We start from the raw sequence: 18079 nt of genomic DNA, 5'->3' as shown, positions 1-18079 counted from the left end.
GCGCGGTGCATGGTGGTGTTCATGACCGCGCGCCGGGGTGGCGCGGAATCGCCGCGAATGCCCGGACGCGGTCTGCCGGATCGGGAGCGGCGGAAATCGCGCTGCCCACCAGGATTGCGTCGGCACCGGCTTCCCGGGATGTCTCCACATCGGCCGTGGTCTGCATTCCACTCTCCGCCACCGCGATGCAGCGGGCGGGGATGTGCGGAATGACGTGTGGGGCGGTGGCCGGATCGATGACCAGCGTTTCGAGATTGCGGTTGTTCACGCCGATGACGCGCGCGCCGGCCGATAGCGCGCGCCCGAGTTCGGCGACATCGCGGATCTCCACCAGCGGTTCGAGCCCGGCTTCGTGGGCGGTGTCCACCAGCAGCGGCAGCAACGACGGCGATAGGGCGCGCACGATGAGCAGTGCGGCCGAGGCGCCAGCCGCCCGGGCTTCCCAGAGCTGGACCGGATGGACGAGAAAGTCCTTCCGGATGACCGGGATGTCGACGGTTGCCGTCACCGCTGCGAGATCGGCGAGCGACCCGCCGAAGCGCGAAGGCTCGGTGAGCACGGAAATGGCCGCGGCTCCGCCTTCGACATAGGCCCGCGCCTGCGACGGCGCGTCCAGCCCGGGGGCGATGGCCCCCTTGGACGGCGACGCCCGCTTCACCTCGGCGATCACCCGGATGTGTTCGCCACGCAGCGCATCGGCGAAGGCCCGGGCCGGCCGGGCATCCCGGGCGGCGGCGATGATCTCGTCCAGGCGATCGGTCACTGCTGCCGCACGGGCATGGGCATCACGGGTGAGCTGACCGAGCGTACCCTCCGGCTCGGTCCAGGGCCCCGATTCGCGGAGTTCTGAAAAAAATCCTTGCACTTCGGCCTGTCTTCGGTTAGCGTGGCGGGTGACAGATTCGGCCTGCTTTCGGGCCCGGCTGGTTCCCTTTCTCCTGGAGCTCCCATGCCGCTCACCAAGCGACAGCGCGAAATCCTCTCGTTCCTCTCGGAGTACAACGAGGTCAACGGCTATGCGCCCAGCTTCGAGGAGATCGCGTCCCGGTTCAACTATAACTCGCTGGCCACGGTGCACGAGCACCTGACCAATCTCGAACGCAAGGGCTACATCAAGCGCTCGTACAACGAGAGCCGCGCCATCGAGATTCTGCCCTCGGAGATCTATCAACGGTCGGTGGAATTGCCGTTGCTGGGATCGGTGGCTGCGGGCGCACCCATCGAGGCGATGCACAGCGGCGAGACCATGGCCGTGCCCGATGGGTTTCTGCGCAAGAACGGCAGCCACTACGTGTTGCGGGTGCGTGGCGACTCCATGATCGAGGAGCATATCCGCGACGGCGATTTTGTCGTCATCAACGACAAGCAGGCGGCCGACAACGGCGAAATGGTCATCGCGTTGCTCGATGGTTCCGGCGCCACCGTCAAGCGGTACTATCGCGAGCGGGACGGTCGTATCCGTCTGCAGCCGGCCAATGAGGCCATGCAGCCGCTCTTCGTACACGAAGACGACGTGCGCATTCAGGGAATCGTCGTGGGCGTGCTGCGACGATACTGAGTCACAAAGCGGGAGGGAGCCCCCTGGAGTGACCGCGCCAGGCTACCGCTGCGAGGCCACCCGCAGCCGGCCCAGTGCCTCGGCGCCTACACCGGCCATCAGGGCGTCGCGGGTCTGCTCGACCGCGGCGGCATAGCTCATATCGTCGCGGCTCACATACAGTGCGGCGGCGGCATTGAGCAGCACGGCGGCCTGGGCGCCGGCCGGCCCCTGCCCGCGCAGTACTGCCTCGATCACCCGTGCGTTCTGGACGGGATCACCCCCCGCCAGGTCTTCGGCGTGCGCGACCCCGATACCGTAGTCGGCGGGGTCGATTTGCCAGCCCTCAACCCGGTCATCCCGGACTTCGCGCACCTCGGTGGGCCCGAGCGGCGAGATCTCGTCCAGACCGGGCTCGCCGTGCACCACCAGGGCCCGCACCGAGCCGAGTTGCCGGAGCGCATCGGCCAGCAGTTCGAGCCGCGGCCGTTCGGCCACACCCACCACCTGCCGTCCCGCACGCGCCGGATTGGCCAGCGGACCCACGATGTTCATGACCGTCGGCACGGCCAGCTCGCGGCGAATGGGACCCACATGACGCAGCGCGGGATGCATGAGCGGCGCGAACATGAACACGATCCCGGCCTCGGCCAGCGTCGCGGCCATCGCCGCCGGAGTGGTCTCGATCACCACACCCAGCGCCTCCAGCACGTCGGCGCTGCCGGAGCGCGAGGTGAACGAACGATTGCCGTGTTTGGCCACCCGCACGCCCATCCCCGCCGCCAGCAACGCCGAGGCGGTGGAGATGTTGAATGTCGTGATCGCACCGCCGCCGGTGCCACAGGTGTCCACCAGCGCATCGGGATCGGTGGCCGGCAATACGATCATGGCATCCCGGAGTGCCCGCACCACGCCGGCCACTTCAGCGGGCGTCTCGCCCTTCACGCGGAGCGCCATCAACAATGCCGCCACCTGCGCCGGCGTTCCCTCGCCTCGCATGATCACACCGAACGCCTGATGCAGCGCCTCTCCATCCAGCGTCTCGTGCAGGGCCAGACGCCGGATGGCCAGTGACAGCGCGTCACCCGGCATGCAGACTCTCCAGCAGCGTGCCCGCCAGGTCGTTACGGGACGCAATCAGCGAGATCACCAGTCCCAGCAGTCGCACACGCTCCACGTCTTCCTCGGTGTAGATGCCACGCTGGGCGCGATTGGTCAGGTTGAGCACGCCCACGAGTTCATCATGATACACGAGGGGGAAGCTGATGAAGCTGCCCGTCGTGAAGTACTGATCGCGCAGCAGCGGATGCTGCGAGGCCTCGCGCACGTCCTGCACCAGCAACGGTTCCCGTGCCGCGGCTACACGTCCGGCCACACCCTCGCCGATACGGATGCGCATGCCTTCCACGATGTTGGGCGCGATGCCGCGTGCGGCCGCGAGATAGAGATGATCCGGCTCCGGCGCGCGCAGCATGAGCGAACACCGCTGCGCCTGCATGTCGTCGCCCACCAGGGCCAGCAGGGCGTCCACCAGCGTGCGCGCATCGGTGGTTTCGGCGTCGAGCGCCAGCGCCCGGTCCACGAGATAGAGCGTGCGGGTGCGCTGACGCAGCGCTTCGCTTCGGCGGTGGAGTTCGATGTGGGCCTGTTCGAGCTGTCCCACCGCCGACGCGAGCTGTTGTTCGGCCAACTCCGCCTTGCGGCCGGCGCGGCGCATCTCTTCCTGGGCCCGGGCGACATCGGCCTGCAGGGCGATGGCTTCGGCCGGATTCAGCGCGGTCACCTCACGGGGCGTGTTGCGCACTTCGCGCAGTTCCGCTTCCAGTGCGGACAGCTTGCGCACGTACTCCCCGTGCACCCGTTGGGTCACGTCCTCCAGTGTGCGCACGGCTTCTTCGCGCGCCTCGCGCTCGCTGATGCGTGCGTAGGCGAGATCAAAGAGTGCGACGGCGGGCGCGATCCGTTCCGTGGTACGGGTCCCGAAGATCTTGCGGGGTTCGTACAGGGCCAGCACGGCGCCGAGTTGGCCTTCCACCCGGAGCCCCCGCACGGCCAACACGCCGCCGTCCAGCGCCGTCGTGAAGCCGAAGAGCCGGGCGTAGTCGGCCGAACGATCGGTCACGTCGAGGAAGGGGCCACCCGCCTGGATACGGGCCCGGACCGGCTCGGGAAGGTGGTCGAAGGTGGTCTCCATGCTGCTGCGCACCACCTGTGCGCCCACCGGGCTCGCGCGCATCCGCAGCATGTCGCGGCGGGCATCATACTGGATGAGCGCGACGGAGGCTCCGCGATCGAGCTCGGCGAGACATTCACCGAGCGCGATCAGCGCGCCGTCGAGGTCGGGGGCCGCCGTGAGGGCGTGTGCCAGCGATGCGAGGGTCCGGGGAGCCATGGCCTGAAAGTAGTAACGTGGAGAGCCGTTGAAGCGAACCTTCACGTCGCCTAGCTTCCCCGCGCTTATGGACCCGCGACCGATCCTCCTGGTAACCCAGTACGACGGGGGGCGATTCGCCGGCTGGCAGCGCCAGCCCGACGCCCGGACCGTACAAGGCGAGATGGAGCGTGTCCTCGGGCGCCTCTGCGGGGGAACTCACATCCCCGCGGTGGGCGCCGGTCGCACCGATGCGGGGGTGCATGCGCATGGCCAGGGGGTCGGCGTGCGTGTGCCGGCGTCGTGGACCGCGCCCCGGCTCCGGCGGGCCATGAACGCCCTGCTCCCCGAGGATATCTGGGTCGCCGACGCGCACCGGATGGTCCCGGAATTCCATCCCCGGCACAGCGCAACCGCCCGTCGATATGGTTATCTTATCGGGACGGACGAGGCGGCCTCGTCTCCCTTTCGCCGGCGGTATGAGTGGGCGGTCACCCGCCCCCTCGATGTGGCGGCGTTACAGCACGAGGCCGAGGCACTGCCGGGAGAGCATACGTTCCGGGCGTTTGCCGTGGCTCACACGGCGCCGATCGACGATCACCACCGCTGCATCATCCATCAGGCGGCGTGGGTGCCTCGCGAGGGCGGCTGGGTGTTCGAGGTGTCGGCAAACCGCTTTCTCCATCACATGGTGCGATTTCTGGTCGGGACGATGATCGATGTGGCCCTGGGGCGCCGGCCGCGCGGGACGATTGCGCGGTTGCTGCTCACACCCGACAACGCCGATACATCGCCGCCCGCTCCCGCGCACGGTCTGTCGTTGCGCGAAGTCACGTACCCGAATGCGCTCTATGCCACGGAGCCCTGACGTGCAACAGTCCTGGTTCCCCCGTGCCGTGATGCCGTGTCGCCGGTCATGGCCCAACTCCCGTGCAACCCTGGTGGGCCTGGTGGCCCTGGTGCTGGCCGGTTGCGAAGGCGCCAACCCCGCCGACTCGGGCGCGCAGTCGCGCACACTGCCGCCGGCCCCACCGCGGGCGACCGGTCCGGTTCCAGCCCAGAGTGTCGACGCCTCGCGTCGCACCGCCATCACCACCGCCGTGGAGCGTGTGGCGCCGGCGGTGGTCACGGTGCAGACGGAAACCGTGCAGCGTGTGCCGGCCGATTTTTTCGAGTACTTCATGGGTGGGCGTTCGGGCGAACGTCGCAATGCGGGCATCGGTTCGGGATTCGTGGTGCGCAACGATGGGGTCATCGTCACCAATGCCCATGTCATCAGTGGCGCCACCAGCGTGTCCGTCGCCATGCGCGACGGCACCACGTACAGCGCGAAGATCGTCGGAGTGGATGAAACGAACGATCTCGCGGTGGTTCGCATCGATGCGAAGAATCTGCCCATTGCGCCGCTCGGACGGTCCAGCGATCTGATCGTGGGCGAGTGGACCATCGCCATCGGCAATCCGTTCGGGTTCGTCCTCGGCAACAACGAACCGAGTGTGTCCGTCGGCGTGGTGAGCGCGGTGGGCCGCAATCTCGCCGGTCGCACCGAAGGCGGCGGCGTGTACATCGACATGATCCAGACCGATGCCGCCATCAATCCCGGCAATTCCGGCGGGCCCCTGGTGAACGCGACGGGCGAAGTGATCGGCGTGAACAGTTCGATCTATTCGCCGAGTGGAGGATCGGTCGGTCTCGGTTTTGCCATTCCGATCGATCGCACCAAGCGCATCGTCGAAGATCTGCTCGAACATGGATCGGTGCGGCAGCCGTGGGTGGGCATCCGCCTCGAAACCCCGCAGGTGCAGAGCGCGCGCGAAGTGGCGTCGGTGGGTGCCGTCGTGGCGCGTGTCGCGCCTGGTTCACCCGCCGAACGCGCCGGTGTGCGGGTGGGTGATCAGATCACGGCGGTCGGCAATCGCGCCGTGCGCAACCCCTACGAATGGGAAGCGCGTCTGCTCGATCTCCGTGTGGGGGAGTCGCTGACCATCACCGCGCGACGCGCCGGACGCGACATGCCGTTCACGCTGCAGGTCGCCGACGCACCGGAAGTGACCGCCCCCAAGGTCACCGTGTTGCGCGAACTGCAACTCGTGACGCTCACCGATGCCATCCGCCTCGAACGCGGGATCGCCTCCAACAGCGGCGCGCTCGTGTTCAAGGTGTCCGACCGCATCCGTGACGAGATCGGTCTGCAGGAAGGCGACGTGATCGCGCAGGTGGGACGCATGCGGGTGTCATCCGCGCAGGACGTGTCCACCGCCATCGATCAGCAGGGCGCGCGCGGTCCCATCGCCCTCGTCTTCGAGCGCAACCGCCAGTATTTCCAGACGCAGTTCACCCTTCGTTGAGTTCCGTGACCGCATCCGATCGTTCTCCGCACGCCACGTTCCAGTCACCGCTTGCCGACCGCTACGCCTCGAAGGCGATGCTCGCCCTGTGGGGTGGACAGACGCGGTATGGTCTCTGGCGCCGTCTCTGGCTCGCACTGGCCGAGTCGCAGCAGGCGCTGGGTATCGCGATTCCCGATGAGGCGATCGCGGAGATGCGCGCCCATCTCGACGACATCGACTTCACGGCCGTGGCGGCGTACGAAAAATCGTTCCGGCACGACGTCATGGCGCATGTGCACGCCTTCGGCGACGTGGCGCCAGCGGCCCGCAAGTTCATCCATCTGGGCGCCACGAGCTGCTACGTCACCGACAACACCGAGCTGGTGCTCATGCGTCGCGGACTCTCGCTGCTGCGTGAGAAGCTGCTCGATGTGCTCGATGCGCTTGGCACGTTTGCACGGGAATGGAAGGATGTGCCGGCGCTGGGATACACGCATCTCCAACCCGCGCAGCTCACCACCGTGGGCAAGCGCGCCACACTCTGGATGCAGGATCTGCTGCTCGATCTCGAGGATCTCGAATACCGCATCGACTCGCTGCCTTTCCGCGGCGTGAAGGGCACGACGGGCACGCAGGCCAGCTTCCTCACGCTCTTCGATGGCGATCACGCGAAGGTCCGCGAGCTCGATCGCATGGTCTGTGAGCGGATGGGCTTCAAGGCTTCCATCCCCGTGAGCGGACAGACGTACTCCCGCAAAGTGGATGCGCAGGTGCTGGGTGTGGTGGCCGGCATTGCCGCCACCGCGTCCAAGTTCTCGGGTGACATCCGCATGCTGCAGGCGTTCGGCGAACTCGAAGAACCGTTCGAGAAGAACCAGATCGGCTCCTCGGCCATGGCGTACAAGCGCAATCCCATGCGCTCCGAGCGCATCGCGGCCCTCGCGCGGTTCGTGCTGTCGCTCGAGCCGAATGCCAATCAGACGCACGCCGTGCAGTACTTCGAGCGCACGCTCGACGATTCGGCCAACCGTCGCCTGGCCATTCCCGAATCGTTTCTCGCCACGGACGCCATTCTGGTGCTGATGCAGAACGTGACGCGCGGCCTCGAGGTGCATCCGGCACGCATCCGCCGGCGGGTGGACGATGAACTGCCGTTCATGGCCACCGAGGAACTCATCGTGCGGTTCGTGCGCGCCGGTGGCGATCGTCAGGAGGCCCACGAGATCATCCGTGGACACAGCATCGCGGCCGCGCGCGCGGTGAAGGACGGCGCGCCGCGCAACGACATGCTCGAGCGGCTGGCAGCCGATCCGGCATTCGGTGTCTCCCTCGAAGATCTGCAGTCGGTGGCCGAACCGGCCCGTTTCGTGGGCCGCGCTCCACAGCAGGTGGAGGAATTCCTCGACGAACACGTGGCGCCGTGGCTGGCCCGGGAACGTGCGGCGGCAGATGTCGAGGAGGTGCGGGTATGAGCGCCATCGCCCTGAGTCGGACCGACCTGCCCTTGCCGCTGGTACGTCGCGGCAAGGTGCGTGACGTGTACGCGGTGGACGACGATCGTCTGCTCATGGTGACCACCGATCGCATCAGCGCGTTCGATGTCGTCATGACGGAAGCCATTCCGTACAAGGGCGCCGTCCTCACGCAGATCACGGCGTGGTGGCTCGCCCAGCTGGCCGGTGTGGTGGAACATCATCTCCTCACGGCCGAAACCGACGAGATCATCGCCGCGGTGCCGGCACTGGCGCCGCATCGCGCGGAACTGGCCGGTCGCAGCATGCTCACCAAACGCGCCGAGGTGGTGCCCATCGAGTGTGTCATTCGGGGGTACATCACCGGCTCCGCGTGGAAGGAATACCGTGAGCACGGCACGCTCGCCGGTGAGGCGCTGCCCGCGGGACTGCGGGAGAGCGATCGTCTCGATCCGCCCATCTTCAGTCCGGCCACGAAGGCGGAGACCGGACATGATGAGAACATCACGACGGCCAGGGTCGTCGAATCGGTTGGCGCGGATACCGCAGCCGAGCTGGAACGCCTGGCACGTCGGATCTACGAATTCGGTCGTGCCACGGCCGAACCCCTCGGCATCATCGTGGCCGATACCAAGTTCGAGTTCGGTTGGCGCAACGGCGCCCTGCTGCTCATCGACGAAGTGCTGACGCCCGACAGCTCGCGCTTCTGGCCGGCCGACAGTTATGCGCCGGGACGGGGACAGCCCAGCTTCGACAAGCAGCCGCTGCGCGATTGGCTCGATGTCGAGCGTCACGCGGGACGGTGGAACGGCGAAGCGCCGGCACCGACGCTGCCGCCCGAGGTGATTCGCGCCACGAGCCTGCGATACCGTGATGCCTTTGCCCGTCTCACCGGTGCGCCGCTCGATCTCGTCCGTCTCGGTCTCCCGGAGGATGGCTGATGTTTGCGCGTGAGGGATATCCGTTCATGATGGGCGCGCTCGCGCTCGCCGCACTCGCCTACGTGGGTGCGTTGCGCATGCGCTCCTGGCCGCTCTGGCTGCTGGCCTTCACGCTCACCGTGATTGCTCTCTGGGTGGCATGGTTCTTCCGCAATCCCGAACGCGCCGGCGAACGTGGCGAGCAGGTCGTGGTGTCGCCGGCGGATGGCCGGGTGGTGCTGATCACGCACATCGACGAACCCACCTTCGTCGACGGTCCCACCGTGCGGGTGTCGGTCTTCATGAACGTCTTCGACGTGCACGTGAACCGCTATCCGGTGAACGGCCGGGTGGAACATGTCGTCCACAAGGCAGGCAAGTTTCTGAATGCCGTCACCGAAGCCTCGAGCGTAGAGAACGAGCAGGCATCGGTGGGCATCCTGAGCGGATCGCACCGCATCCTGGTGCGTCAGATCGCCGGCCTCATCGCCCGTCGCATCATCACGGACTCCGCGCCAGGTGATGCTGCCGTGCAGGGCGCCCGCATGGGCCTCATCCGCTTCGGCTCACGGGTGGATGTCTTTCTGCCGCCGCAGTCGCGACTGCGCGTGGCGGTGGGTCAGCGCATGAAGGCGGGCGAAACGGTGCTTGCCGATCTGCCGGTGGCTGGCGGTGACCTGACGTGACCCATCCCCCCGAGGCGCGACCGGGAGCCGAGCACGGGGAACGCGGACGTCGTCCGCGCCCGCGTGCGGTGGTGGCGCTGCCGAACGGGTTCACGCTGGCCAATCTCTTCTTCGGCATCTTCGCTATCGTCGCCGCATCGCGTGGCGACTTCGATGCCGCGGCGCGCTTCATCGTGTTCGGCGCCATTGCCGACACCCTCGATGGGCGCATCGCGCGGGCCACCAAGTCGGGCTCCCGATTCGGTGAGGAACTCGACTCGCTGGTCGACGCGATCTCGTTCGGCACGGCGCCCGCGCTCATCATGTATTTCGCCGTCTTCCAGAGTCATCGCTGGGAGTGGATCTTCTGCTTCTTCTTCACCGCCTGCGCGGTGATGCGCCTGGCCCGCTTCAACGTCGAATCGGCGGGACGCAAGACCACGCATTTCAGCGGCCTGCCCAGTCCCGCGGCCGGCATGACGCTGGCCACGTATTACTGGTTCAGCCAGACGCCGCTCTACACCGAGACCATCATCGGCGACCTCCCGTGGCATCAGATGCTGCGTTGGGTCATGCTCGGTCTCGGCATGCTCATGATCAGCAACGTGCAGTATGCCAAGGTCCCCACGGTGAACTTCCGCACCGTGAAGGGCATTCTCGGTTTTCTGCTCGTCATCGGCACGTTCATCGGTGTGATCTTCCTGCCGAAGAAGTTCTTCTTCCCGGCGCTCATGGCGTACGTCCTGTACGGCATTCTGCGCACGGTCTTCCTGGGATTGCTCGATCGTCTTCCCGGCCGCGACGAGGCGGACGACGACGACGATCACGAATACGACGACGATCCCGCTGTCAGACGCCCGCGTCGGCGTTCCCGTTCCAACCGAAACCCATCCGGTTCCGATACCGGTCACGAGGAGTCTCCCGCATGACCCGTTTCCGTTGCGCCATCCATATCGTCCCGCGGCGCGGCATCCTCGATCCCCAGGGCAAGGCCGTCGCCGATGCCCTGCACTCACTGGGTTTCGCCGCCGTCGGTGATGTGCGGGTGGGGCGCTATGTGGTGGTGGAGATCGAAGCGGCGTCGGAGGACGCGGCGCGTGATCAGGTGAAGGCGATGTGCGAGAAGCTGCTCGCCAATCCCGTCACCGAAGACTTCGAGATCGCCAGCGTGGGGGGGGGACACGCGTGAAAGCTGGCATCGTTCGTTTCCCTGGATCCAACTGCGACGAGGACGCGTTCCACGCGATCGCGGATCATCTCGGCCAGGAAGCCGTTTACCTGTGGCACAAGGATCATGATCTGCAGGGCGTCGATCTGGTGATCCTGCCCGGTGGGTTCAGCTACGGCGACTATCTGCGCGCCGGGGCGATCGCGCGCTTCAGCCCCATCATGCAGGAGGTCGTTGCGCACGCGAAACGCGGCGGCCTCGTGCTCGGCATCTGCAACGGTTTCCAGATCGCCTGTGAAGCGGGTCTCCTGCCCGGGGCCCTGCTCCGCAACGTCAGTCTGCGTTTCGTGAGCGCGCCGGTATCGCTCCGCGTGGAAAGCATCGCGACGCGCTTCACCTCGCAGTATCACGTGGGTCAGGTGATCCGCATTCCCGTGGCGCACGGCGACGGGCGCTACACCGCCGATGCGGACACGCTGGCGCAGCTCGAGGGTGACGGCCAGGTGGTCTTCCGGTATGTCGATGACAACGGGGAAGCCACTGACGCGGCGAATCCCAACGGCTCGCAGCGCAACATCGCCGGCATCGTCAACGCCGAAGGCAACGTGCTCGGCATGATGCCCCATCCGGAACGGGCCATGGAATCCGCGCTCGGTTCCACCGACGGGTTGCCGCTGTTCCAGTCTCTTCTCGACGCGCTGCTCGGAGGTGTCCGGGCATGAGTGCGACTTCAGGTTCGTCCATGGATGCTCCGGCTGTTTCTTCCGCGGGGTCCTCGTCCAACGTGCAGCCACGTCCGGGTGATCCGGCCATCACGCCGGCGCTCGTCGCCGAACACGGCATCACCGAGTTCGAGTACGAACGGCTGGTGAACATGCTCGGCCGCACGCCCACATTCACCGAAATCGGTGTCGTGAGTGCGTTGTGGAGTGAACACTGCTCCTACAAGCACTCGCGTCCGATGCTCAAGACGCTGCCCACCAAGGCGCCGTGGGTGTTGCAGGGCCCTGGTGAAAATGCCGGCGTGATCTCGGTGGGTGACGGCTGGGCGGTGGCCTTCAAGGTCGAATCGCACAATCATCCGTCGGCCGTCGAGCCGTATCAGGGCGCGGCGACCGGTGTGGGTGGCATCCTGCGCGATGTGTTCACGATGGGGGCGCGTCCGATCGCGTTGCTCAATTCACTGCGGTTCGGCCCCCTGTCGTCGCCCCGCGTGCGGTGGCTGTTCGCCGGCGTGGTGAAAGGCATCGGCGACTACGGCAATTGTGTGGGCGTTCCCACCGTGGGCGGCGAGGTGGTCTTCGATCCGTCGTACGAAGGCAACCCGCTCGTCAACGCGATGTGCGTGGGCCTCATGCGAGAAGATGAACTCATGCGCGCCGTGGCGTCGGGTGTGGGCAATCCGATCATGGCCGTGGGCGCACGCACGGGGCGCGACGGCATTCACGGGGCGTCGTTCGCCTCGGAAGATCTCTCCGAAGCCAGTGATGCCAAGCGCCCCATGGTGCAGGTCGGTGATCCGTTCACCGAGAAGCTGCTGCTCGAGGCATCGCTCGAACTCATTCGCAGTGGGCATATCGTCGCCATCCAGGACATGGGCGCGGCTGGTCTCACGTCGTCATCGGCCGAGATGGCCGAACGCGGCGATGTGGGCGTGACCATCGACGTGACCAAGGTGCCCGTGCGCGAGCAGGGCATGACCCCGTACGAAATCCTGCTGTCGGAATCGCAGGAACGCATGCTCGTGGTGGCGAAGCAGGGTCACGAAGACGATGTGCGCGCGATTCTGTCCAAGTGGGACCTCGAGGCCGCGGTGATCGGCGAGGTGATCGCCGAACCGGTGTATCGGGTGACGGAAGGCGACACGGTGGTGGCCGAGTTCCCCGGCTCGCGCCTGGTGACGGAATGTCCGCAGTACGTGCTCGAGCCGCGTGAGAGCGAGGCCCTCGCCGCGGCGCGGGCCACCGATCCGCACGGCGTGACGCCGCTCGAAGAAGAGCGCGATCACACCTGGACGCTGGAGCGTCTGCTCGCCTCGCCCACCATCGCCAGCAAGCGCTGGGTGTGGCAGCAGTACGATTCGACCGTGCGCACGAGCACCGTGCGCGGCCCGGGCAGCGACGCGGCCGTGGTGCGCCTCAGGGGCACCGACAAGGCCATCGCCCTCTGCATCGACGGCAATGGGCGCCATGTGGCGCTCTCGCCCCGCAACGGCGGCCGTGCGGCGGTGTGCGAAGCCGCGCGCAATGTGGCCTGCACCGGCGCCCGCCCCAAGGCCATCACCAACAATCTCAACTTCGGCAACCCGAAGAAGCCCGAGGTGTATTTCCAGCTGAGCGAAGCCATCGCCGGCATGGGTGAAGCCTGCACGGTGCTGGAATCGCCGGTCACCGGAGGCAACGTCTCGCTGTACAACGAAAATCCGCAGGGCGCGATCCACCCCACGCCAACCATCGGCATGGTGGGGTTGATCGAATCGATGGCGCACGTGACACCGTCCGCGTTCCAGCAGATCGGTGACGACATCGTGCTGCTGGGAGATTGCACCGACGAACTCGGGGCGAGCGAGTACCTGCTGGCCATCCATGGTCTCACCATCGGCGAACCGCCGGTGTGTGATCCCGTGCGTGAACGGGCGCTCATCGATGCCCTGCTCGAAGCCATTCAGAGCGGGGCGGTCCGTTCCGCGCACGATTGCAGCGACGGCGGTCTGGCGGTGGCGCTCGCCGAGTGCGCCATGCTCGATCGCGATCAGGCGTTCGGTTTTTCCGTGGACCTCTCGGCGTGGGCCGCGCTGCCGCATCGCGCGCTGCTCTTCGGCGAGGCCCATGGCCGGGTGGTCGTCTCCACGGCGCAGAGCGGCGCCGTGCTGGAGATCGCGCGGCGTCACAGTGTCCCGGCGCGTGTCATCGGCAAGGTGACCGATGCCGCCGACGGCGCCAGCTTCACCATTTCCGATGACACGTTCACCGCTCCGGTGATGTGGCTCGCGAAAGCGTTCCATGAGGCCATTCCGCAGGCGATGGACGGCGAGACGCCGGCCGAGCATGCGGTGGCTTCGTCGCACGCACCAACCAACGACTGACGGGGTTTCAACCCATGTGTGGCATTTTCGGCGTCTACGGTCACCAGGAAGCGGCCGCGCTGACGCAGTTGGGACTGTACTCCTTGCAGCATCGGGGGCAGGAATCGGCCGGCATCGTTGCGGTCGACGAGGATGGTCGTGCGCGCGTGAGCCGCGCGATGGGGCTCGTCTCCGAAGGCTTCGAAGAGGCGGAGATGGAAGTGCTGCAGGGGCCCATCGCGATCGGGCATACGCGATACAGCACGGCTGGTGCGTCGGCCATCGAGAACGCGCAGCCCATTCTGGCGCGTGTGCGCCGGGGTCACATCGCGCTCGCGCACAACGGCAATCTCACCAACGCTGTCGAGCTGCGGCGTGATCTCGAGGAGGCCGGCGCGATCTTCTCGAGCACGATGGACTCGGAAGCCATCGTGCATCGCATCGCCCGCGCATCGGGAACGTCACCGGAAGCGCGGGTGGCTTCGGCGCTGCACGGTGTCGAAGGCGCGTACTGTCTGCTCGTCGTCCTCGATGAAACGGTGGTGGTGGCGCGTGATCCCCACGGCTGGCGCCCGCTGGTGATGGGGCGTCTGGGCGAGAGTTATGTGTTCGCGTCGGAGACCTGCGCGCTCGATATCGTCGGTGCGACGGTGGAGCGGGAGATCCAGCCGGGCGAGATCGTCGCCATCGATGCGCTGGGACTGCGTTCCATGCAGGCGCTCGAATCGACGCCGGTCAATCGGTGTGTCTTCGAGCACGTCTACTTCGCGCGGCCTGACAGCAAGGTGTTCGGTGGCTCGGTGGACCGTTCGCGCCGCGCGCTGGGCCGGCGACTGGCCATCGAGCAGCCCGCGCCGGGTGCCGAGGTGGTGTTCGCGGTGCCCGATTCGTCGAACTCCGCGGCACTCGGGTTTGCCGAACAGTCGGGCATTCCGTACGAGCTCGCGCTCATCCGCAATCACTACGTGGGCCGCACATTCATCCAGCCCACGCAGGCCGGTCGTGATGCCAAGGTGAAGGTGAAGTACAACCCCGTGCGTGAACTGCTCGAAGGCAAGAGCGTGGTGATGGTGGACGATTCCATCGTGCGTGGTACCACCACGCGCGGTCTGGTCTCGCTGGTGCGTGCGGCCGGTGCACGCGAGGTGCACATGCGCGTGTCCAGCGCGCCGATCATCTCGCCGTGCTATTACGGCATCGATACGCCGCGTCGCGAGGAACTCATCGCGGCACAGATGACTCACGACGAACTCGTGCGGCATCTCGGCGTGGATACCCTGGGGTATCTCTCCATCGACGGCATGCTGTCGGCAATGCCCTCCGGACCGGAGGGCTATTGTCACGCCTGCTTCTCGGGCCAGTATCCCACGGCAACACCGAGCGAGCCGGAACTGCTGCGTGCAGGGAGTGCCGCATGATCGCCGGCTTTTCCGTCATGGTGGGCTCGCTGATCGCGTCGCGGGTGCGCCACGTGGCCACGGTGGGCTGCGTGATGGTGGCCACCTCGCTGGGGCTGGCCGCCTCCGGCCTCGCCCAGGCCGCCCCAGCCGCCCTGCCCGCTGCGAGTGCCGCGTCGGTCCCCGCCAACCCCGCGGACGTTTCGTCGCTCGACGCCATTCTGAAGACGTTGTACGACGTCATCTCCGGACCGGCCGGCCAGAAGCGCAACTGGGATCGTTTCCGTTCGTTGTTCGTGCCCGGTGCGCGGCTCATTCCCACTGGCCAGCCGGCCGGTCAGCCTGCGCGGGCCACGGTGCTCACGCCTGAAGAGTACATCCAGCGTGCCGGTGTTTCGCTCGAGCGCGATGGATTCTTCGAGCGCGAGATCGGGCGCAGTGTGGATACGTTCGGACGCATCACGCAGGTGTTCAGTGCGTACGATTCGAAGCGCACACCGCAAGATGCCAAGCCGTTCCAGCGTGGCATCAACAGCATCCAGTTGCTGAACGACGGCACGCGCTGGTGGGTGGTATCGATCTACTGGGACGCCGAGCGGGCGGACAATCCGATTCCGGAGCGATATCTGAAGAAGTAGGGACAAGGATTGCGGGGCGGCGCTTTCAGCGTCACCCCGCTTCTGTTTCAAGAGGCAGCAGGAGGGAGTTGGCCAGGGAGGAGTTCAATAGCAATTGTGCAAGCGGGTCTTGCACGATTGTCGCGTCGGGGCATTTCGAGAGGCAGTAGTGCGCGCGTCCGATGGGCCCGTCCTCACACGAACGGATCCCTCACCCGCACCCCCGTCGACACGAAATCCGCCGTGTTCCGCGTCACCAGCGTGAGATCGTAGAGCAACGCCATCGCGGCGATCTGCTTGTCCAGGGCGTTCTCCAGGTGGGGCACCCGGAGCCGTCCCCACAAGTCGGCCATCTCGATATCGAACGGGAGAATGAGATCCCGGTAGTCTTCGAGGATCTGCCGCAACCATGCCTCCAGCAATACGGCCTGCCGCGTGTCGCCGCGACGGCGGATGAGTTCCACGCCGCGCCGCAATTCGCCGACAGTGATCACCGACAGATACAGGGGCTCACCCTGCTCCGCACACTGCTTCAGGAATGTCCGGACGCCGGGGTTGGCTGACCGGCCCTTTCGCGCTTCGCTGATGACGTTCGTGTCAATCAAATACACGCCCGACTCCGCCCTCATCGACACGCGCGAAGTCCGCATCCTCCCCTCCCGGCGGCATCGTGGCCAGCACTTCGGCCAACGACCGTCGACGTGGGCCCAACAGTGAATCGGCCAGCAACGCGCGGTGTTCCGCCTCAGCGCTGCGCCCGTGCTGCGCCGCCCGCTCCCTGAGCGCCCGCACAATGGCGTCGTCGACGCCCCGAACCAGAAGACTCGGCATGGGATAGCTCCAAGAGAGATGATATCAATGATATCACTATTGCTCGATTACGCAACAGTCTGTCGCCACAATTTCTGCCAATCTCCTCCCTGACCAGCTCCCTCCTGCCCCCTCCTGATACAAAAGCGGGGCGGCGCTTTTCAGCGCCGCCCCGCCATCCCTACAGTGGAGGTGAGGGGAATCGAACCCCTGTCCGAGACTAGATCCACCCCAGTTTCTACGTGCGTATCCCATTGATTGAGGTCTCCATCGGCTGGCCAACGGGAAGCCCACCTCAGGACAAGCCTTCTAGAGTTTCGCCCCGGTGCGGAAGGCGCACATCGGGACTAGCCCAGATTTGCGATACTCACGTGCCGCCCCGGGCGGGCTGCCGCGTGAGCACTGCTACGTAACCCGAAGGTTAGGCAGCGAGCGCGAGGTTGTTGTTCGCGATTGGAATTTTCCCGAGTGTTTTACCAGGTGCTCGAGGACCTGGGCACGCTACCAGAGATTCACCAACCCCGTCGAAGCCAGTCACCCCCGGATTCGAACGGTCCTGCATGTCCTTCTACACTACATGAACGGCCGGGGTCCGGGCAACTGCCCGCCAGGCGACTACGCCCGCTCGCCCGCCCGCAGTCCCCACCCGCTCACGCCGCTTCACACGTCAGCGACGAGATATCCGGGTCCGCAGCGGCCAGTCCCCGCGCCTTGTACTCCTCGTAGAACTCCAGGTAGTTCGCGAAGATGACGTCCACTTCGGAGAAATCCCGCACCTGGTGCAGCTTCGCCCGCAATTCGGCCGAATTGGGCAGCCCCTTCACGTACCATCCGAGGTGCTTCCGGAACTCGAGGGCCGCCCCGGCCCGGTCCACATCGTACCCCTGCACCATGCGTGCATGCTCCAACGCGATCGCAAAACGCTCGTGCACACCCGGTGTTTCCGGGACCGGCGTTCCATCGATCAGCGCCCGGGTCTGCTTGAACACCCACGGCTGACCATACGAACCGCGCCCGATCATGATGCCGTCCGCACCCGTGTGATCGAGCATACGCTTGGCGTCCTGCGCGGTCTTGATGTCGCCGTTGCCGAGCACGGGGATGTCGAGCGCTTCGGCCACCCGCGCAATCTCATCCCAGTTGGCGCTCCCCGAATACATCTGCGTACGCGTGCGGGCGTGCAACGCGAACACGCGGGCACCCGCATCCTGCATGCGCAGCGCGATGCCGACCGGATCGCGCATCTCCTCGTTCCACCCGCTGCGTGTCTTCACCGTGACCGGCAGCGGTGTGGCCTTCGCCACGGCCCGGATGATCTCCTGCACCAGATCGAGATCCTTCAGGCACCCCGACCCGCCGTTGCGCCGCACGACCTTCTTGACGGGACACCCGAAATTGATGTCCACGAAATCGGGCGCGAAGAGGTCGGTGACCATGGCCGCGGCGTCCGCCATGGCCGCCGGCTCGGCGCCGAAGATCTGCACGCCGATGGGCCGCTCCTCGGGGGCAAATCGCAGCTTGCTGATGGTGGCTTCGTTCTCCCTCCGGATTCCCTCGGCCGAGAGGAACTCCGTCACCACCACGTCCGCACCATGGGCGTGACACAGCCGCCGGAACGGTGACTCCGACACGCCCGCCATGGGCGCGAGATAGAGCGGGATCCGGTGTGGAACGGCGAAGGGAAACGTCTTGCGGGACATGGACTTGAAGCTAGTCGTTCCCGACGGG

At 66.3% G+C, this 18079-nt stretch carries 18 protein-coding genes and 1 other RNA gene; 12 read left to right on the top strand and 7 right to left on the bottom strand.

Annotation, left to right across the window (positions count from 1 at the left end; translation table 11 throughout):
- Window positions 1-19: 19 nt before the first annotated feature.
- Window positions 20-763: an indole-3-glycerol-phosphate synthase gene (locus tag WG208_RS06760; protein ID WP_337170576.1), complete on the bottom strand. Its 744-nt coding sequence runs from the start codon at window positions 761-763 to the stop codon at window positions 20-22.
- A 186-nt stretch (window positions 764-949) separates the two neighbouring features.
- On the opposite strand from WG208_RS06760, the gene lexA reads away from it, so the two are divergent.
- Complete coding sequence (gene lexA, locus WG208_RS06755; RefSeq protein WP_337170575.1) at window positions 950-1558, top strand: transcriptional repressor LexA; 609 nt, start codon at window positions 950-952, stop codon at window positions 1556-1558.
- A 42-nt stretch (window positions 1559-1600) separates the two neighbouring features.
- Here the strand turns inward: lexA and trpD are convergent, their stop codons facing one another.
- The gene (trpD, locus tag WG208_RS06750; protein ID WP_337170574.1) at window positions 1601-2629 is read right to left on the bottom strand and encodes an anthranilate phosphoribosyltransferase; all 1029 of its coding nucleotides are present in this window, start codon (window positions 2627-2629) and stop codon (window positions 1601-1603) included.
- Window positions 2619-3929: a GAF domain-containing protein gene (locus WG208_RS06745; protein ID WP_337170573.1), complete on the bottom strand. Its 1311-nt coding sequence runs from the start codon at window positions 3927-3929 to the stop codon at window positions 2619-2621. The genes trpD and WG208_RS06745 overlap by 11 nt, the downstream gene beginning before the upstream one ends.
- 67 nt (window positions 3930-3996) lie before the next feature.
- Here WG208_RS06745 and truA point away from each other — a divergent pair, with 67 nt between their 5' ends.
- From truA to WG208_RS06690, 11 genes are read left to right on the top strand one after another with little or no spacing between them, the layout of a single operon-like run.
- Entirely contained in the window at window positions 3997-4776 is a 780-nt protein-coding gene (gene truA / locus WG208_RS06740; protein WP_337170572.1) for a tRNA pseudouridine(38-40) synthase TruA, read from the top strand.
- 31 nt (window positions 4777-4807) lie between these two features.
- Window positions 4808-6256, top strand: a complete 1449-nt coding sequence (locus WG208_RS06735) for a trypsin-like peptidase domain-containing protein (protein ID WP_337170571.1) — start codon at window positions 4808-4810, stop codon at window positions 6254-6256.
- Window positions 6257-6261: 5 nt separating this feature from the next.
- On the top strand, window positions 6262-7710 hold the full coding sequence (gene purB, locus WG208_RS06730) for an adenylosuccinate lyase (RefSeq protein WP_337170570.1): 1449 nt from the start codon (window positions 6262-6264) through the stop codon (window positions 7708-7710).
- Entirely contained in the window at window positions 7707-8651 is a 945-nt protein-coding gene (locus tag WG208_RS06725) for a phosphoribosylaminoimidazolesuccinocarboxamide synthase (RefSeq protein WP_337170569.1), read from the top strand. The genes purB and WG208_RS06725 overlap by 4 nt, the downstream gene beginning before the upstream one ends.
- Window positions 8651-9316: a phosphatidylserine decarboxylase family protein gene (locus WG208_RS06720; RefSeq protein ID WP_337170568.1), complete on the top strand. Its 666-nt coding sequence runs from the start codon at window positions 8651-8653 to the stop codon at window positions 9314-9316. Before WG208_RS06725 ends, WG208_RS06720 begins: the two co-directional genes overlap by 1 nt.
- Window positions 9313-10224 carry a CDP-diacylglycerol--serine O-phosphatidyltransferase gene (gene pssA / locus WG208_RS06715; RefSeq protein ID WP_337170567.1) on the top strand — a complete coding sequence of 304 codons (912 nt, stop codon included), beginning with the start codon at window positions 9313-9315 and terminating at the stop codon, window positions 10222-10224. Before WG208_RS06720 ends, pssA begins: the two co-directional genes overlap by 4 nt.
- Window positions 10221-10484 carry a phosphoribosylformylglycinamidine synthase subunit PurS gene (gene purS / locus WG208_RS06710; protein ID WP_337170566.1) on the top strand — a complete coding sequence of 88 codons (264 nt, stop codon included), beginning with the start codon at window positions 10221-10223 and terminating at the stop codon, window positions 10482-10484. Before pssA ends, purS begins: the two co-directional genes overlap by 4 nt.
- Window positions 10481-11185 carry a phosphoribosylformylglycinamidine synthase subunit PurQ gene (gene purQ, locus WG208_RS06705; protein WP_337170565.1) on the top strand — a complete coding sequence of 235 codons (705 nt, stop codon included), beginning with the start codon at window positions 10481-10483 and terminating at the stop codon, window positions 11183-11185. The genes purS and purQ overlap by 4 nt, the downstream gene beginning before the upstream one ends.
- Window positions 11182-13548, top strand: a complete 2367-nt coding sequence (purL, locus tag WG208_RS06700; RefSeq protein WP_337170564.1) for a phosphoribosylformylglycinamidine synthase subunit PurL — start codon at window positions 11182-11184, stop codon at window positions 13546-13548. The genes purQ and purL overlap by 4 nt, the downstream gene beginning before the upstream one ends.
- Before the next feature lie 14 nt (window positions 13549-13562).
- Window positions 13563-14945, top strand: a complete 1383-nt coding sequence (gene purF, locus WG208_RS06695; RefSeq protein ID WP_337170563.1) for an amidophosphoribosyltransferase — start codon at window positions 13563-13565, stop codon at window positions 14943-14945.
- Complete coding sequence (locus WG208_RS06690) at window positions 14942-15562, top strand: hypothetical protein (RefSeq protein WP_337170562.1); 621 nt, start codon at window positions 14942-14944, stop codon at window positions 15560-15562. The genes purF and WG208_RS06690 overlap by 4 nt, the downstream gene beginning before the upstream one ends.
- 173 nt (window positions 15563-15735) lie before the next feature.
- On the opposite strand, the gene WG208_RS06685 is transcribed toward WG208_RS06690, so the two are convergent.
- The 4 genes from WG208_RS06685 to dusB all read right to left on the bottom strand — a co-directional run bounded on the left by WG208_RS06685 (window position 15736) and on the right by dusB (window position 18051).
- A complete protein-coding gene (locus WG208_RS06685) occupies window positions 15736-16152 on the bottom strand; it encodes a type II toxin-antitoxin system VapC family toxin (RefSeq protein ID WP_337170561.1) in 417 nt (138 codons plus the stop codon).
- On the bottom strand, window positions 16139-16372 hold the full coding sequence (locus WG208_RS06680; RefSeq protein ID WP_337170560.1) for a hypothetical protein: 234 nt from the start codon (window positions 16370-16372) through the stop codon (window positions 16139-16141). Before WG208_RS06680 ends, WG208_RS06685 begins: the two co-directional genes overlap by 14 nt.
- A 163-nt stretch (window positions 16373-16535) precedes the next feature.
- Window positions 16536-16893, bottom strand: a transfer-messenger RNA (tmRNA) gene (gene ssrA, locus WG208_RS06675).
- A 108-nt stretch (window positions 16894-17001) separates the two neighbouring features.
- A complete protein-coding gene (gene dusB, locus WG208_RS06670; protein WP_337170559.1) occupies window positions 17002-18051 on the bottom strand; it encodes a tRNA dihydrouridine synthase DusB in 1050 nt (349 codons plus the stop codon).
- Window positions 18052-18079 lie beyond the last annotated feature (28 nt).

Origin of the sequence: Gemmatimonas aurantiaca (assembly GCF_037190085.1) — a bacterium.
In the GTDB taxonomy this organism is placed as follows: domain Bacteria; phylum Gemmatimonadota; class Gemmatimonadetes; order Gemmatimonadales; family Gemmatimonadaceae; genus Gemmatimonas; species Gemmatimonas aurantiaca_A.
The sequence above is the reverse complement of the archived record's forward strand: the minus strand, read 5'-3'. Positions and strand labels throughout refer to the sequence as shown.

Bases quoted from the DNA above. Each gene is read 5' to 3' on its own strand.
- lexA (WP_337170575.1), top strand. From the start codon at position 950: ATGCCGCTCACCAAGCGACAGCGCGAAATCCTCTCGTTCCTCTCGGAG.
- trpD (WP_337170574.1), bottom strand. From the start codon at position 2,629: ATGCCGGGTGACGCGCTGTCACTGGCCATCCGGCGTCTGGCCCTGCAC.
- WG208_RS06745 (WP_337170573.1), bottom strand. From the start codon at position 3,929: ATGGCTCCCCGGACCCTCGCATCGCTGGCACACGCCCTCACGGCGGCC.
- truA (WP_337170572.1), top strand. From the start codon at position 3,997: ATGGACCCGCGACCGATCCTCCTGGTAACCCAGTACGACGGGGGGCGA.
- WG208_RS06735 (WP_337170571.1), top strand. From the start codon at position 4,808: ATGCCGTGTCGCCGGTCATGGCCCAACTCCCGTGCAACCCTGGTGGGC.
- WG208_RS06725 (WP_337170569.1), top strand. From the start codon at position 7,707: ATGAGCGCCATCGCCCTGAGTCGGACCGACCTGCCCTTGCCGCTGGTA.
- WG208_RS06720 (WP_337170568.1), top strand. From the start codon at position 8,651: ATGTTTGCGCGTGAGGGATATCCGTTCATGATGGGCGCGCTCGCGCTC.
- purS (WP_337170566.1), top strand. From the start codon at position 10,221: ATGACCCGTTTCCGTTGCGCCATCCATATCGTCCCGCGGCGCGGCATC.
- purL (WP_337170564.1), top strand. From the start codon at position 11,182: ATGAGTGCGACTTCAGGTTCGTCCATGGATGCTCCGGCTGTTTCTTCC.
- purF (WP_337170563.1), top strand. From the start codon at position 13,563: ATGTGTGGCATTTTCGGCGTCTACGGTCACCAGGAAGCGGCCGCGCTG.
- WG208_RS06690 (WP_337170562.1), top strand. From the start codon at position 14,942: ATGATCGCCGGCTTTTCCGTCATGGTGGGCTCGCTGATCGCGTCGCGG.
- WG208_RS06680 (WP_337170560.1), bottom strand. From the start codon at position 16,372: ATGCCGAGTCTTCTGGTTCGGGGCGTCGACGACGCCATTGTGCGGGCG.
- dusB (WP_337170559.1), bottom strand. From the start codon at position 18,051: ATGTCCCGCAAGACGTTTCCCTTCGCCGTTCCACACCGGATCCCGCTC.